Source organism: Inquilinus sp. 2KB_23, from assembly GCF_052115705.1.
GTDB lineage: Bacteria > Pseudomonadota > Alphaproteobacteria > DSM-16000 > Inquilinaceae > Inquilinus > Inquilinus ginsengisoli_A.
In genome coordinates, this window is the sequence record NZ_JBFRHF010000007.1 from 15,543 (window position 1) to 30,418 (window position 14,876).

Below are 14,876 nucleotides of genomic sequence, written 5' to 3' on the forward strand. Positions count from 1 at the left end.
GTCGGGCGGACGGGCTGCGGCATTCGCGCACGGCTGCGGCGCCCGCCCGAAACGTCCGATCCTGAAAAAACGCCATTCCCGGCCGTTGCGCAAGGGCGGCGGATGCAAGGCACCCGCGCGCGGGCCTGTCGCCTGCCCTATCGCATGGGCGCGGGGGCGTGGGGTTCGGGCTCCGGCGCCGGGTCGTCGGCGGCATAGGCCGGGGTGGCCAGGCGCAGGCAGCTGACCACCGTGGCGGCGGTCGCCAGCCCGGCCGCGGTCAGCAGCGCCGCCTGGGCACCATGGTCCGGAAAATGCGCGAACAGCAGCGCGACCAGCGCCGCGCCGGTGGCCTGGCCCAGCAGGCGGGCGGTGCCCAGCATGCCGCTGGCGGCGCCGCTGCGGCTGCGCGGGGCCGACCCGATCATCACCCGGTTGTTGGGCGCCTGGAACAGGCCGAAGCCGGCGCCGCATAGCGCCATGCGCCAGACGATGTGCCAGGGAGAGGGATCCGCCGGCAGGGTCGCCATCAGCACCAGGCCGATGGCCATGAGGGCGAGGCCGATGCCGCCCAGCAGGCCGGGCGGGTGCCGGTCGGACAGGCGGCCGGCGATCGGCGCGGTGACCGCGACCGCCAGCGGCCAGGGGATCATCAGCAGGCCGACCTGGGCCGGGGAGAAGCCGGAGCCGGTCTGCAGCAGGAAGGGCAGCGTCACGAAGGCCGCCATCTGCGCCGCGAAGGAGGTGATCGAGGTGACGACCGACAGCCCGACCACCGGGATGCGCAGCAGGTCCAGCGGCACCAGCGGCGTCGCCCGGCCCAGCTGCCGCCGCACCAGCCAGATCGCGGCGCCGATGCCGATGCCGAGCTGCAGCGCCACCAGCCCCCAGTCCAGCCCGTGGGCGATGCTGTCGATCCCGGTGATCAGCAGGCCGAAGGTGGCGGCGGAGAGCAGCGCGCTCAGCAGGTCGAAGCGGCGGTCGGCCAGGTCGCTCTCCGGCAGGTTGCGGCTGCCGATGATCAGGGCCGCGACGCCGAGCGGCAGGTTGATCGCGAACAGCCAGGGCCAGGAGGCGATCGCCAGCAGGGCGCCGGCGAAGCTGGGGCCGACGGTCGAGGCGCCGGCCGCGATCATGGCGTTGACGCCCAGCACATGGCCCAGCCGGGCGCGCGGGAAAATGTAGCGGATTAGCGCGGTGTTGACGCTCATGATCCCGGCGGCGCCGAAGCCCTGGGCGACGCGGGACAGGGTCAGGGTGATCAGCGAATCGGACAGGGCGCAGGCGACCGAGGCGACGGTGAACAGGGCCAGGCCGCCGAGATAGACCCGGCGATAGCCATAGATCTCGCCCAGCCCGGCGAGGGGCAGCAGCGACACCACCACGGCCAGCTGGTAGGCGTTGACGATCCAGATCGACATCGACGGGCTGGCCTGGAACTCGGCCGCGATCGTCGGCAGCGCCACATTGGCGACGGAGCCGTCGAGCACGGCGAGCATGATGCCGAGCACCACGGTGGCGAAGGCCCATCTGCGGCGGGGCAGAGGAAGGCCGTCGGGCAGGGACACGGGATGACCTCGCGTTTCGCGGCGGGCACCCTCGGGTCCGCCGTCCATGGCATGATCCTGGAACCAGCCGTCGGAAATGGCTATAGCGTTTTAGCTATAACAGAATAGTAAAATGACCAACCCCGACCCGATGTCCCCGACCGAACGAGAGCAGCTCGGCGCCCTGCGGCTGCAGCTGATGGCGCTGCTGCGGCGGCTGCGGCGCGAATCCGACAGCGGCGACCTGCCGCTGTCGAAGCTGATGCTGCTGGCCGCGCTGCTGCGCCTGGGCGGCACGGCCAGCCCGACCGAGCTCGGCACGGCCGAGGGGCTGCGCTCGTCCAACGTCGCGGCCCTGCTGCGCGAGCTGGAGAAGGAGGGGATGGTCCGGCGCGAGGCCGACGCCGGCGACCGCCGCCGGCTGCATGTCGTGATCACCGATGCCGGCGCGGAGGCGGTGCTGGCCAACCGCAGCCGGCGCGAGGCCTGGATGGCCGAGGCGGTGGAGGCCTGCCTGTCGGCGGAGGAGCGGGCGCAGCTGATCGCCGTCGGCACGCTGCTGCAGCGCCTGGCGGAATACCAGGCGCCGTCGGGCGGCTGAACCACGGCTGCGGTGGCGGGGTGCGCTGTGTCCATGAACAGATCATGAACACGAGTCGGTTGTTAAGCTAGGGCAGGAGTCCTGCCGGACAACCGCAGTTGGAGCCCCCAACCCCGTCATTGCGAGCGCAGCGAAGCAATCCATCGGGCCGCTCGTGCGGGCCCATGGATTGCTTCGTCGGCTTCGCCTCCTCGCAATGACGACGAGGGGGTAGGCTTTTAAAAAGACCCCGCAAGCGGGAGAGGCAACGCAACGCTCCGCTTGTCGCCTACTCCGCCGCCTCGACCAGCGGGGTGGGGATGTAGTTCAGGATCGGGCCCAGCCAGCGCTCGACCTCGGCGATCGGCATGCCCTTGCGGCGGGCATAGTCCTCGACCTGGTCGCGCTCGACCTTGGCGACGCCGAAGTAATACGAGTCCGGATGCGCCAGGTAGACGCCGGAGACCGAGGAGCCGGGCCACATGGCGTAGCTCTCGGTCAGGCGCACCCCGATCCGGCGCTCGGCGTCGAGCAGGCGGAACAGCGTCACCTTCTCGGTGTGGTCCGGCTGGGCCGGATAGCCCGGCGCCGGGCGGATGCCGCGATAGGGCTCGCCGATCAGCTCGTCCGGGGCGAAGGGCTCGTCCGGGGCATAGCCCCAGATCTCCTTGCGCACCCGCTGGTGCATGGCCTCGGCGAAAGCTTCGGCGAAGCGATCGGCCAGCGCCTTGACCAGGATCGAGGAGTAGTCGTCATTGGCCCGGGCGAAGCGGTCGGCGATCGCCTCCTCCTCGATCCCGGCGGTGACCACGAAGCCGCCGACGTAATCCGCCTTGCCGCTGTCGACCGGGGCGACGAAGTCGGACAGCGCCACCCGCGGCCGGCCGTCGCGCTTCGACAGCTGCTGCCGCAGGGTGAAGAAGGTCGCCAGCTCCTGCCCGCGGGTGTCGTCGGTGAACAGGCGGATGTCGTCGCCCACCGCGCCGGCCGGCCAGAAGCCGATCACCGCCTTGGGCTTGAACCAGCGCTCCTCGATCACCCGGACCAGCATGGCCTGGGCGTCCGCGAACAGCTGGCGCGCCGCCTCGCCCTGCTTCTCGTCCTGCAGGATGGCGGGATAGCGGCCCTTCATCTCCCAGGTCTGGAAGAACGGGGTCCAGTCGATGTAGCGGGCCAGGGTGGCCAGGTCGTAATCGTCGAACACCCTTGTGCCGAGGAAGGACGGCTTCGGCGGCTGGTAGGCCGCCCAGTCGATCTTGAACGGCGCCGCCCGCGCCGCCGCCAGCGGCAGGCGCTGCTTCTCGGCCTCGGCTCTTGCATGGCCGTCGGCGACCTTGCGGTACTCCTCGCGCACGCCGTCGACATAGCCGCGGCGGCCCTCGGGCGACAGCAGGTTCGACACCACGCCGACGGCGCGGCTGGCGTCGTTGACGTAGACGGTCTGGCCGCTGTTGTAGCGCGGGTGGATCTTCACCGCGGTGTGCACCCGGCTGGTGGTGGCGCCACCGATCAGCAGCGGAATGTCGAAGCCGTCGCGCTCCATCTCCGCCGCCACATGCACCATCTCGTCCAGCGACGGGGTGATGAGGCCGGACAGGCCGATGATGTCGACCTTCTCGGCCTTCGCCGTCTCCAGGATCTTGGTGGCCGGCACCATGACGCCGAGGTCGATGATCTCGTAGTTGTTGCAGGCCAGCACGACGCCGACGATGTTCTTGCCGATGTCGTGGACGTCGCCCTTGACCGTGGCCATCAGGATCTTGCCGGCGCTGCTGCGTCCGGTGCCGCCGCCGCCGGCGGCCTTCTCGGCCTCCATGTAGGGCAGCAGCTGGGCCACGGCCTGCTTCATGACGCGGGCCGACTTCACCACCTGGGGCAGGAACATCTTGCCGGCGCCGAACAGGTCGCCGACCACGTTCATGCCGGCCATCAGCGGGCCTTCGATCACATGCAGCGGCCGTTCGGCCGCCAGCCGCGCCTCCTCGACATCGACCTCGATGAACTCGGTGATGCCGTTGACCAGCGCGTGCTCCAGCCGCTTGTCGACCGTGCGCTCGCGCCAGGTCAGGTCGCGCTCCTTGGCCTCGCGCCCGGCGGCGCCCTTGAAGCGCTCGGCCAGGGTCAGCAGCCGCTCGGTCGCGTCGTCGCGGCGGTTGAGGACGACGTCCTCGCAGGTCTGGCGCAGGTCGGGCTCGATCGATTCGTAGACCGCGAGCTGGCCGGCGTTGACGATGCCCATGTCCATGCCGACCTGGATGGCGTGGTACAGGAACACCGCGTGCATCGCCTCGCGCACCGGCTCGTTGCCGCGGAACGAGAAGGACAGGTTGGAGACGCCGCCGGAGATGTGGGCATGCGGCAGGGTCTCGCGGATCTGCTTGGTCGCCTCGATGAAGGCGACGCCGTAGCCGTTGTGCTCCTCGATGCCGGTCGCGACCGCGAACACGTTGGGGTCGAAGACGATGTCCTCGGGCGGGAAGCCGGCCTCTTCGGTCAGCAGCTTGTAGGCGCGGGTGCAGATCGCGACCTTGCGCTCCAGCGTGTCGGCCTGGCCGGCCTCGTCGAAGGCCATGACCACGACGGCGGCGCCGTAGGACCGCACCAGCCGGGCATGGTGCAGGAAGGCGGCCTCGCCCTCCTTCATCGAGATCGAATTGACCAGGGGCTTGCCCTGGACGCATTTCAGCCCGGCCTCGATGATCGAGAATTTCGAGCTGTCGATCATCACCGGCACCCGGGCGATGTCCGGCTCGGCCGCGATCAGGTTCAGGAACTCGACCATCGCCCGCTCGGAATCGATCAGGCCCTCATCCATGTTGATGTCGAGGATCTGGGCGCCGTTGGCGACCTGGTCGCGGGCCACGTCCAGCGCGGCGGCGAAGTCGCCGGCGGTGATCAGCTTGCGGAACCTGGCCGAGCCGGTGACGTTGGTGCGCTCGCCGACATTCACGAACGGGATGTCGCTCGACAGCGTGAACGGCTCCAGGCCGGACAGGCGCATCAGCGGCGCGATGGTCGGCACCGACCGGGTCGGCAGGCCCGCGACCGCGTCGGCGATGGCGCGGATGTGGTCGGGGGTCGACCCGCAGCAGCCGCCGACGATGTTGACCAGGCCTTCCTCGACGAAGCCCTTGATCTGGGCGGCCATCGCCTCGGGCGATTCGTCGTACTGGCCGAACTCGTTCGGCAGCCCGGCATTGGGATAGGCGCAGACGAAGGTGTCGGCCGCGGCGGCGATCTCGGCCAGATGCGCCCGCATGGCGTTGGCGCCCAGGGCGCAGTTCAGGCCGATGGTGAAGGGCCTGGCGTGGCGTACCGAATTCCAGAACGCGGTCGGCGTCTGGCCCGACAGGGTGCGGCCCGACAGGTCGGTGATGGTGCCGGAGATCATCACCGGCAGGTGCACGCCCTTCTCGGCGAAGACCAGCTCGGTGCCGAAGATCGCCGCCTTGGCGTTCAGCGTGTCGAAGATGGTCTCGATCAGGATGATCTCGGCGCCGCCGTCGATCAGCCCGCGCACCTGCTCGGCATAGGCGTCGCGCAGCGTGTCGAAGGTCACCGCCCGGTAGCCCGGGTTGTTGACGTCGGGCGAGATCGAGGCGGTGCGGTTGGTCGGCCCCAGCGCGCCGGCGACGAAGCGGCGCCTGCCGTCCATCCGCCGGGCCTTGGCCGCGGCCTGGCGCGCCAGCCGGGCGCCGTCGCGGTTCAGGTCGTAGACCACCGCCTCCATGCCGTAATCGGCCTGGGCGATCGAGGTCGAGGAGAAGGTGTTGGTCTCGAGGATGTCGGCGCCGGCGATGGCGTAGCCGAAATGGATCGCCTCGATCGCGTCCGGCTGGGTCAGGGTCAGAAGGTCGTTGTTGCCCTTGAGGTGGCAGTCGCAGCCCAGGAAATGGGTGCCGCGGAAATGGTCCTCCTCGAAGCCCAGCCCCTGGATCTGGGTGCCCATGGCGCCGTCCAGGATCAGCACGCGCTCGCGCGCCGCCGCGGTCAGGGCGGCCAGCACCTCGGCGCCGTCGACCGGCTCCAGCGGGATATCGAAGGCTTCGACGCGCGTGGTCATGGCGGACGGGACCGGGTTCCGGATGGGAGGGTATGTAATGACATAAAGATATCTTTATATCAACATTCGATGTCGCCGAAAGAGCTACGGATGTCGCCGAGAGAGCGACGGGCCGAAGCCTTTTCAGGTTGCCCCAGCCATTCGCGGCCTCCTCCGATTCCTCCGCCAAGTCTTCGAACTCGGGGGTCTCGGCCTCGGCCAGGGTCTCGCGCGGCTCGGAGTTCTCGGCCGGCTCGGGGGCAGCCTCGAGGGCCGCGGGGACAGGCTCCGGCGCTGCCGCTTTCGCCGCCTTGGCCGCCTTGCGCTCCGCCTGCCCCTACCTGGCTGTCGCGACCGGCTCCAGCCCCGTCGCGGCGATGGCCGGGGCGGCGGCGGGCGAGGCGAGGAAGTCGAGCAGCTTCCTGGCCGCCGCCGGGTCGTGCGAGCCGGCGACGATGCCGGCGGAATACAGCGTCACCTGCTGCAGCTCCGGCGGCAGCGGCCCGACCAGGTCGATGCCCGGCACCGCCTTCAGCTCGGCGATCTGCTGGAAGCCCAGCTCCGCCTCGCCCTTGGCCACGATCTCGCCGACCGGCGTGGCCGGGATCTTGCGGGCCTTGGTCGCCATCTGTTCGGCGATGCCCAGGCGCGGGAACATCTCGGTCTCGATGTAGACGCCGCTGGCGCTGTCGGAATAGGCGATCGACTTCGCCGCCAGCAGCGCCTGCTTCACCGCCTCGGCCGAGCCGATATCCGGCTTCGGCGCGCCGGCCCGCACCGCGACGCCGATGCTGGAGCGGGCGAGGACGACCTTGCTGTCGGCCAGCACCTTGCCCTGCTTGATCAGGTCGTCGAGGGCATAGCCGACCATGATCACGACATCCAGCTTCTCGCCGCGGGCCAGCCGCACCGGCACCGCGTTCGGCGTGTCGCCCATCGACGGGCCCCAGCCGATCTTCAAGGTGTCGCCGCTGGCCTGTTCGAATTGCGGGGCCAGGGCGCGGTAGGCCGGGGCGAAGCCGCCGGAGCTGACGACCTGCAGCTCGGCCGCGGCGGCGGGCTGGGCCAGCAGCAGCAGGCCGGCGACGGCAAGGGAGAGGATCGGCGGCAGCTTCATGGGACCAGTTCCTCGGCTGAATCGGATCAGGGTCCTATCGTGGCCGAAAATGCCGCGGCCCGGCCTCCGCCGGTCCGTCGGGTCTGCCATGCCCCGGGCCGGACACCGTGCCGCAGCCCCGCCGGCTTGCCTGTCCCGGCTTCATGTCCGACCTAGACCCCATGCGCTGCCATCGCGGCGCGACCGGAGTCCGCTGATGAGCCTGGCCCATGATCCCGATTTCCTCCGCCTGCTGGCCGGCAGCCATGCCCGGCTGGTCGGCACGCCGCTGATTCCGGAGGAGGCGGGCGGCGACGCCGCCGCGCAGGCGCGCTGGCTGTACGAGACGGCGCCGTTCTGCGTGCTGGCGCACAACACCGACGCCGACCCCCGCTTCGTCTACGCCAACCGCGCGGCCCAGGCCCGGTTCGAGTATGGCTGGGACGAGTTCACCACGCTGCCGTCCCGCCTCTCCGCCGAGGCGCCGGACCGGACCGAGCGGCAGCGCCTGCTGGACATGGTCACCCGCGACGGCTTCATCAGCGACTATCGCGGCCTGCGCATCGCCAAGTCCGGCCGCCGCTTCTGGATCGAGAACGCCACGGTCTGGCAGCTGATCGACGAGGCCGGCGTGCTGCGCGGCCAGGCCGCGACGTTCAGCGACTGGCGGGACGAGTAGGGATCCTCCTCCGCCACGGCTTCGGGGCCATGCTAGGCTTCACCTCCGGCGAAGAGGGAGGCCACGCATGGGGCGGATCAAGGCGTTTCTGATCTACGGCTCGATTCTCGCGGCCTTTCTGGTGATCATTCTCATGGTCGCCGGCGGTTACGGCCCGTGGGGTGCGATCAAGGCCGTCGGATCCACTTTTGTCCTGGTGCTGGTCGTCTTCGGCATCGTCATGGCCATGGCGTCGTCCTGACGGCGCTTTGAAGGCCCTCAGTCGCCCGTCCGTACCCCCCTTCCGTACTCTGTAGGATTTGGACCCAGGCCGGCCTGGGCCGGCCACCGACGACAGCCCTGGCGGCGCTGGCCCTTCGCGCAGGATCGGGTTTGGCAGAATCCGACGGCATCATGGCCTTGCTGCCATCGGCCGATCCGGACAGACTGCGCAGATGTCAGCCTCTCCCAGCCTTCGGCCACGCTGCATCGCCATGCTCGCCTTTCCCGGAGTCGAGCTGCTCGACGTCGTCGGGCCGCTGGAGGTCTTCGCCGCCGCCACCGCCCTGCAGCGCGACGCGGGGGCGCCGCCGGGCTATGCCGTCGAGGTGCTGGCCGCACGGGCCGGCCCGGTGCGCGCCACCTCCGGCCTGTCCGTCCTGGCCGATCGCGGGCTGGATGAGGCCGGCGACGGCATCGACACCCTGCTGGTGGCCGGCGGCGCCGGCATCGAGGCCGCGGTCGCCGACGCGGCCCTGGTGGCCTGGCTGCGGGGCATGGCGCCGCGGGTGCGGCGGCTCGGCTCGGTCTGCACCGGGGCGCTGCTGCTGGCCGAGGCCGGGCTGCTGGATGGGCGCCGGGCGGCGACCCATTGGAACTGGTGCGAAAGGCTGAGCCGGCGCTATCCGGCGGTGCGGGTCGAGCCCGACCCGATCTTCATCCAGGATGGAAGGGTGTGGACCTCCGCCGGCGTCACCGCCGGGATGGACCTGGCGCTGGCCCTGATCGAGGCCGATCACGGCCGCGACCTGGCCCTGGCCACCGCCCGCGATCTGGTGATGTTCCTGAAGCGCCCGGGCGGCCAGTCGCAGTTCAGCGCCGCTTTGGCCGGCCAGATCGCCGAACGGCCGCCGCTGCGCGCGCTGCAGGACTGGATGCTGGCCCATCCCGAGGCCGACCTGTCGGTGCCGGCCCTGGCCGACCGGGCGGCGATGAGCCCGCGCAACTTCGCCCGCGCTTTCCTGCGCGAGATCGGCGCCACCCCGGCCGCCTATGTCGAGCGGCTGCGGATCGAGGCGGCGCGCCGGCGGCTGGAGGAGACCGACCTGCCGGGCGAGACCGTGGCCCGCAGCTGCGGCTTCGGCAATGCCGACGGCATGCGCCGCGCCTTCCTGCGCCGGATCGGCGTGGCGCCGAGCGACTATCGCGAGCGCTTCCGTCCGCCTGCCGGCAACGGCCGGGCCGCCATCCACGCCCCAGATCTCCCTGTGAGGACATGATGACCGCGACCCCCGACCTGTGGTCCAGCCGGGCCGCCCTGCTGCCGATCGACATGCAGCGCGGCTTCGACCTGCCGCCCTTCGGCCGGCGCAACAACCCGGATCTCGACGCCAACGGCCTGCGGCTGCTGGTGGCCTGGCGGGCGGCGGGGCTGCCGCTGTTGCACATCCGCCACGATTCCGTGGAATCCGGCTCGGTCTTCGTGCCGTCGCATCCGGGCAACGCCTTCCGCCCCGGTTTCGAGCCGTGGGACAACGAGCCGGTGGTGGCGAAATCGGTGAACTGCGCCTTCATCGCCACCGATCTCGACCTGCGGCTGCGGCGGCTGGGCGTCGGCACGGTGGTGATGTTCGGCCTGACGACCGACATGTGCGTCTCGACCACGGTGCGGGTGGCGGCCAATCTCGGCTACCGCGCGATCCTGGTCGGCGACGCCTCCGCCTGCTTCGACCTGCCCGACGGCGCCGGCGGCATAATCACGGCCGAGGACCTGCAGCGGGCCCATCTGGCGACGCTTGCGGCGGAGTTTGCGACGGTGACGACGACGAATGCGGTGATGGAGGGGCTGGGGGCGTAGCGTCGCCCAACCTAACCTACGTCCCAGGATCCCCTTCCACTGTCATTGCCCGGCTTGACCGGGCAATCCAGGGGCCACAAAGAGCCGCCCTGGCCGCCCCTGGATGCCACGGTCAAGCCGTGGCATGACACCTGAAATTGTGCCGCATAAGACAGTTGCTACGGGCGACGCCTTAAGCTTTGTGGTTCCGTAGCGCCTCGGCCTGGGCGTAGAACTTCTTCTCCCACTCCTTGTGGGCGTCCTGGCCCTCGCGGATGAAGGGGGTGAAGACGGCGAGGTTCAGCAGCAGCCAGTTCACCAGCTTCGCCGGGAAGCGCAGCGGCTTGACGAAGTCGACGAACAGCACGACGCGGGTCTTGTCGGTGTGGTTCCAGGCCTCGTGCTCATAGGCGTCGTCGAACACCAGGGCCTTGCCCTCGCTCCAATGGCAGATCTGCTTGTCGACGCGGATCGCCAGTTGGTCGCGCGGTTCGGGCACCAGCAGGCCGACATGCAGCCGCAGCACGCCGTTGTAGGGCCCGCGATGCGGCGCCAGGTGCTTGCCCGGCTCGAAGATCGAGAACATCGCCGTCTTCAGCCCCGGGATCTTCTGGACGATGCGCCAGGTCTCCGGGCATTGCGCGATGTTGCGGTCCGAACTGACGCCGTAGCCGGTCAGGAAGAACGTCTTCCAGTGGTTGTCCTTGCTGATCGTCTTCACGTCGGAAGCGATCTCCTGGAAGCTCGGCAGCTCGCTCTGGCGCAGCAGGACGCGGTCCAGCTCGCTCCGGATCAGATGCCACTCGCGCTCGATCTCCGCCACCCAGGGGAAGGTGGCGTTGTCGTAGACCGGGGGGTTGCCGACCTTGCTGTATCTGAGGTTGAGCCGCTCGGCCCCGGCCACGATGCGCATGAAGAACCGGGTGACCGCGCTGGGCCGGTCCAGGGTCGGGTCGATGCCTTCGGTGACGATCGTCTGCTTCGGCTTGATCTGGCCCGGATGCGTCGCGGTGCCGTGGTTTCCGACGCTAACGTTCACGGTCTCACACTCCGACTCTGCTCTCGCTTTCGAACATAGGCTGCGATCTTGCGCTCTGCCATGGCCATCATACCGCAGAAAAACGCGGGTTGGGATCTCGGTCCGCCACGTGATTCTTCCCCTACACCAACGCCGCCGCGACCGCCATCGCTCTGTCTGCGAGTCAGTCCTATCTGGAATTGTGACAGCGTCAAGACAATGCGGGAGCGGTACGGTGCCGCGGACCGCTCAGAAATGGATGATGGAGCCGCCATAGGACGCGACCACGGCGTCGTGGGTCACCAGCCGCAGGGGCTCGGCCAGGGCCTGGGCGATGAGGAGCCGGTCGAACGGGTCGGCATGAAGCAAGGGCAGCGTCTCGACTCCCGCGGCATGTTCGGCCGACACCGCGAGAAGGGCGTATCCGGCCTGGCCGAAATACGCGAGCGCCTGAGACCCGGAAAAGGGCGGTGCTCCGCGCCGCGCCATCGAATGTTTGATCGCGATCTCCCAGACGCTGGCGGCGGAGACGTGGATGGCATTCGCGGGGTCGGCGATCAGGGCCTGGATCGCCGCCGGCATCACCTCCGGGGACACCAGGGCCCAGATCGCGACATGGGTGTCGAGCAGCAGCCTCACTCCGCCTCGCCCGCGAACAGCGCCGCGATCCGCTCGTTGTCGGCGTCGAATTCCTGGAGTGTCATCGCCGGATACCGGCCGGCGAGAAGGCCGAGGCGCCTGGTCGCGTCCGCCGCGGGGGCGATGGGAACGAGGCGCGCCACCGGTCGGCCGTTGCGGGCGATGACGATCTCCGTCTCGCGCCCCTCCTCGACCGCTGCCACCAGACGGGAGAGGCTGGATTTGGCCTCGAAGATGTTGACGGTGGTCATGGCGTCGATCCTAGCTAGGCTTAGCCAGATATAATCTGTCGCTCGGATGGGTGCAACCGCTGAGGCCGGATGCCTGACGCCTGCGTCCGGCCGCGCTATGATGGCTCGCAATTCCACAGGAGGCCCGCCATGCCGTCCCTCGCCCACCTGCTGCCGTTCCTCCTGGCCACCGTGCTGATCGCGATCATCCCAGGCCCCGCCATCCTCTACACCGTGGCCCAGACCCTGGCGCGCGGCCGGGCGGCGGGCTTTCGCGCGGCCACCGGGATCGCGGTCGGCGACCTGGTGCATGTCGCCGCGGCCGCGGCCGGGCTGTCGGCGGTGTTCCGCTGGTCGCCGACCCTGTTCCTGGCGGTCAAGATCTTCGGCGCCGCCTATCTGGTCTGGCTCGGTTTCCGCATGGTGCGCAGCCGCCATGCCGCGGACGCCTTGCCGCAGGTGGCGCAGAAGACCGCGCGCCGCGCCTTCGCCGAAAGCGTGACGGTCGAGCTCCTGAACCCGAAGACGGCGCTGTTCTTCATCGCCTTCCTGCCCCAGTTCGTCGACCCCGCCGCCGGGCTCCCGGTTTGGGCCCAGTTCCTGGTGCTGGGGCTGATCGTCAACGCCGTGTTCTTCGCCGCCGACGTGGTGACGCTGCTGTGTATCGACCAGGCGATGGCCCGGCTGCGCCGCAGCGCCCGGGTGGCGCGCTGGCTGAGGATCGGCAGCGGCTCGGCCCTGGTCGGCCTCGGCGCGCACATGGCGCTCAGCCGCAATTGAGCAAGCGAAAGAAAGCTGCGCGGCCCGCGTGACCGCGGCGATCGCCCCTCCTATACTCGCGCCGTGACTGGAGGAGTGCCGCCCATGACCGCCTTCGAGAAGCGGAGCCGCGCCGATTGGGAGGCGTTGGCGCAGAAGGAACTGCGCGACAAGAAGCTGGCCGACCTCGCCGTCGAGACGGCCGAGGGCGTCGACGTCAAGCCGCTCTACACCGCCGCGGACCTGCCGGCGCAGGCGGAGGCCGAACTGCCGGGCTTCGCGCCGTTCACCCGCGGCGTGCGCGCCACCATGTATGCCGGCCGGCCCTGGACCGTCCGGCAATATGCCGGCTTCTCCACGGCCGAGGCGTCGAACGCCTTCTACCGCGCCAACCTCACGGCCGGGCAGCAAGGCGTCTCAGTGGCCTTCGACCTCGCCACCCATCGTGGCTACGACAGCGACCATCCGCGCGTGGTCGGCGATGTCGGCAAGGCCGGCGTGGCGATCGATTCCGTCGAGGACATGAAGATCCTGTTCGACGGCATCCCGCTCGACCGCATGTCGGTGTCGATGACCATGAACGGGGCGGTGCTGCCGGTGCTGGCCGGCTACATCGTCGCGGCGGAGGAGCAGGGGGTGCCGGAGGCCAAGCTGTCCGGCACCATCCAGAACGACATCCTCAAGGAGTTCATGGTCCGGAACACCTACATCTACCCGCCCGGGCCCTCGATGCGGATCGTCGCCGACATCATCGCCTACACCGCCGCGCGGATGCCGAAATACAACTCGATCTCGATCTCCGGCTACCACATGCAGGAGGCCGGGGCGACGGCGGTGCAGGAGCTGGCCTACACCCTGGCCGACGGGCTGGAATATGTCCGTGCCGCGATCGCCGGCGGGCTCGACGTCGACGCCTTCGCCGGGCGCCTGTCCTTCTTCTTCGCCATCGGCATGGACTTCTTCACCGAGGTGGCGAAGCTGCGCGCCGCCCGCCGGCTGTGGGCCGAGCTGATCCAGGCCGAATTCGCGCCGAAGAAGGTCGAGAGCCTGATGCTGCGCACCCATTGCCAGACCTCCGGCGTCAGCCTGACCGAGCAGGACCCCTACAACAACGTGGTGCGCACCACGATCGAGGCACTGGCCGCGGTGCTGGGCGGGACCCAGAGCCTGCACACCAACAGCTTCGACGAGGCGCTGGGCCTGCCCACCCCGTTCTCGGCCCGCATCGCCCGCAACACCCAGCTGGTGATCGCCGAGGAGACCGGCGTCACCCGCACCGTCGACCCGCTAGGCGGCAGCTACTATGTCGAGGCGCTGACCCAGGAGCTGGTGGACAAGGCTCGGGCGCTGATCGACGAGGTCGAGGCCATGGGCGGCATGACCAAGGCGGTCGAGGCCGGGCTGCCGAAGCTGCGCATCGAGGAGAGCGCGACCCGCCGCCAGGCCCGGATCGACCGCGGCGAGCAGACCATCGTCGGGGTCAACAAATACGTGCCGGAGAAGCCCGACCATGTCGAGGTGCTGGCGATCGACAATTCGGCGGTGCGCGAGGCCCAGGTGGCGCGGCTGAAGCAGATCCGCGCCAGCCGCGACGACGCGGCCTGCCGGGCGGCGCTGGCGGCGCTGACCGAGGCGGCGAAGACCGGCGAGGGCAACCTGCTGGACCTGGCGGTCAAGGCCACCCGCGCCCGCGCCACGGTGGGCGAGATCTCCGACGCGCTGGAGCAGGTGTTCACCCGCCACCGCGCCGTGGTCCGCTCAGTCTCCGGCGTCTATGGCGGCGCCTTCGCCGGCGACGAGGGCTATGCCAGGATCCAGGCCGAAGTCGCGCGCTTCGCCGAGGCCGAGGGAAGGCGGCCGCGCATGCTGGTGGTGAAGATGGGCCAGGACGGCCACGACCGCGGTGCCAAGGTGATCGCCACGGCCTTCGCCGACATCGGCTTCGATGTCGATATCGGTCCGTTATTCCAGACACCGGAAGAGGCGGCGCGCCAGGCGATCGAGAACGACGTCCATGTCGTCGGCGTGTCGTCCCAGGCGGCCGGGCACCTGACCCTGGTGCCGCAGCTGATGGATGCGCTGAAGGCCGAGGGCGCCGGCGACATCCTGGTGGTGTGCGGCGGCGTGATCCCGCCGCAGGATTACGAGCCGCTGCTGGCCGCCGGCGTCAGCGCCGTCTATGGCCCCGGCACCAACATCCCGCAGGCGGCGGCCGAGATCCTGACCCTGATCAGCAAGGCGCGGGCGGCAGCGGCGTAGGGCCTCCGGCGGG

The 14,876-nt window shown here is 69.9% G+C and carries 13 protein-coding genes; 7 read left to right on the forward strand and 6 right to left on the reverse strand.

What is annotated here, in order from left to right:
* Window positions 1-137: 137 nt before the first annotated feature.
* Window positions 138-1,547: an MFS transporter gene (locus tag AB4112_RS10650; RefSeq protein ID WP_441719323.1), complete on the reverse strand. Its 1,410-nt coding sequence runs from the start codon at window positions 1,545-1,547 to the stop codon at window positions 138-140.
* Window positions 1,548-1,659: 112 nt separating this feature from the next.
* On the opposite strand from AB4112_RS10650, the gene AB4112_RS10655 reads away from it, so the two are divergent.
* Window positions 1,660-2,127 carry a MarR family winged helix-turn-helix transcriptional regulator gene (locus AB4112_RS10655; protein ID WP_309798242.1) on the forward strand — a complete coding sequence of 156 codons (468 nt, stop codon included), beginning with the start codon at window positions 1,660-1,662 and terminating at the stop codon, window positions 2,125-2,127.
* Window positions 2,128-2,395: 268 nt separating this feature from the next.
* Here the strand turns inward: AB4112_RS10655 and metH are convergent, their stop codons facing one another.
* Entirely contained in the window at window positions 2,396-6,169 is a 3,774-nt protein-coding gene (metH, locus tag AB4112_RS10660) for a methionine synthase (protein ID WP_441719327.1), read from the reverse strand.
* A gap of 316 nt (window positions 6,170-6,485) precedes the next feature.
* A complete protein-coding gene (locus AB4112_RS10665) occupies window positions 6,486-7,265 on the reverse strand; it encodes a substrate-binding domain-containing protein (RefSeq protein WP_309798238.1) in 780 nt (259 codons plus the stop codon).
* Between the two features lie 196 nt (window positions 7,266-7,461).
* On the opposite strand from AB4112_RS10665, the gene AB4112_RS10670 reads away from it, so the two are divergent.
* The 4 genes from AB4112_RS10670 to AB4112_RS10685 all read left to right on the forward strand — a co-directional run bounded on the left by AB4112_RS10670 (window position 7,462) and on the right by AB4112_RS10685 (window position 9,979).
* A complete protein-coding gene (locus tag AB4112_RS10670) occupies window positions 7,462-7,923 on the forward strand; it encodes an MEKHLA domain-containing protein (protein WP_309798236.1) in 462 nt (153 codons plus the stop codon).
* Between the two features lie 67 nt (window positions 7,924-7,990).
* Window positions 7,991-8,164, forward strand: a complete 174-nt coding sequence (locus AB4112_RS10675; RefSeq protein WP_309798234.1) for a hypothetical protein — start codon at window positions 7,991-7,993, stop codon at window positions 8,162-8,164.
* A gap of 232 nt (window positions 8,165-8,396) precedes the next feature.
* On the forward strand, window positions 8,397-9,401 hold the full coding sequence (locus AB4112_RS10680) for a GlxA family transcriptional regulator (RefSeq protein WP_309798232.1): 1,005 nt from the start codon (window positions 8,397-8,399) through the stop codon (window positions 9,399-9,401).
* Window positions 9,401-9,979, forward strand: a complete 579-nt coding sequence (locus AB4112_RS10685; protein ID WP_441719332.1) for a cysteine hydrolase family protein — start codon at window positions 9,401-9,403, stop codon at window positions 9,977-9,979. Before AB4112_RS10680 ends, AB4112_RS10685 begins: the two co-directional genes overlap by 1 nt.
* 172 nt (window positions 9,980-10,151) lie before the next feature.
* On the opposite strand, the gene AB4112_RS10690 is transcribed toward AB4112_RS10685, so the two are convergent.
* The 3 genes from AB4112_RS10690 to AB4112_RS10700 all read right to left on the reverse strand — a co-directional run bounded on the left by AB4112_RS10690 (window position 10,152) and on the right by AB4112_RS10700 (window position 11,866).
* Window positions 10,152-10,997: an aspartyl/asparaginyl beta-hydroxylase domain-containing protein gene (locus AB4112_RS10690; RefSeq protein WP_309798228.1), complete on the reverse strand. Its 846-nt coding sequence runs from the start codon at window positions 10,995-10,997 to the stop codon at window positions 10,152-10,154.
* Window positions 10,998-11,225: 228 nt separating this feature from the next.
* Window positions 11,226-11,615: a type II toxin-antitoxin system VapC family toxin gene (locus AB4112_RS10695; protein WP_309798227.1), complete on the reverse strand. Its 390-nt coding sequence runs from the start codon at window positions 11,613-11,615 to the stop codon at window positions 11,226-11,228.
* Window positions 11,612-11,866, reverse strand: a complete 255-nt coding sequence (locus tag AB4112_RS10700; protein WP_441719336.1) for a type II toxin-antitoxin system Phd/YefM family antitoxin — start codon at window positions 11,864-11,866, stop codon at window positions 11,612-11,614. The genes AB4112_RS10695 and AB4112_RS10700 overlap by 4 nt, the downstream gene beginning before the upstream one ends.
* 129 nt (window positions 11,867-11,995) lie before the next feature.
* Between AB4112_RS10700 and AB4112_RS10705 the strand changes: the two genes are divergently transcribed.
* Both AB4112_RS10705 and scpA read left to right on the forward strand, forming a co-directional pair.
* Window positions 11,996-12,625 carry a LysE family translocator gene (locus AB4112_RS10705; RefSeq protein WP_441719339.1) on the forward strand — a complete coding sequence of 210 codons (630 nt, stop codon included), beginning with the start codon at window positions 11,996-11,998 and terminating at the stop codon, window positions 12,623-12,625.
* A gap of 84 nt (window positions 12,626-12,709) precedes the next feature.
* Window positions 12,710-14,863 carry a methylmalonyl-CoA mutase gene (gene scpA / locus AB4112_RS10710; protein ID WP_441719342.1) on the forward strand — a complete coding sequence of 718 codons (2,154 nt, stop codon included), beginning with the start codon at window positions 12,710-12,712 and terminating at the stop codon, window positions 14,861-14,863.
* Window positions 14,864-14,876 lie beyond the last annotated feature (13 nt).

Excerpts from the sequence above, each read along its gene's own strand:
- AB4112_RS10655 (WP_309798242.1), top strand. The coding sequence starts at position 1,660 with ATGACCAACCCCGACCCGATGTCCCCGACCGAACGAGAGCAGCTCGGC.
- metH (WP_441719327.1), bottom strand. The coding sequence starts at position 6,169 with ATGACCACGCGCGTCGAAGCCTTCGATATCCCGCTGGAGCCGGTCGAC.
- AB4112_RS10665 (WP_309798238.1), bottom strand. The coding sequence starts at position 7,265 with ATGAAGCTGCCGCCGATCCTCTCCCTTGCCGTCGCCGGCCTGCTGCTG.
- AB4112_RS10670 (WP_309798236.1), top strand. The coding sequence starts at position 7,462 with ATGAGCCTGGCCCATGATCCCGATTTCCTCCGCCTGCTGGCCGGCAGC.
- AB4112_RS10675 (WP_309798234.1), top strand. The coding sequence starts at position 7,991 with ATGGGGCGGATCAAGGCGTTTCTGATCTACGGCTCGATTCTCGCGGCC.
- AB4112_RS10680 (WP_309798232.1), top strand. The coding sequence starts at position 8,397 with ATGCTCGCCTTTCCCGGAGTCGAGCTGCTCGACGTCGTCGGGCCGCTG.
- AB4112_RS10685 (WP_441719332.1), top strand. The coding sequence starts at position 9,401 with ATGACCGCGACCCCCGACCTGTGGTCCAGCCGGGCCGCCCTGCTGCCG.
- AB4112_RS10700 (WP_441719336.1), bottom strand. The coding sequence starts at position 11,866 with ATGACCACCGTCAACATCTTCGAGGCCAAATCCAGCCTCTCCCGTCTG.
- AB4112_RS10705 (WP_441719339.1), top strand. The coding sequence starts at position 11,996 with ATGCCGTCCCTCGCCCACCTGCTGCCGTTCCTCCTGGCCACCGTGCTG.
- scpA (WP_441719342.1), top strand. The coding sequence starts at position 12,710 with ATGACCGCCTTCGAGAAGCGGAGCCGCGCCGATTGGGAGGCGTTGGCG.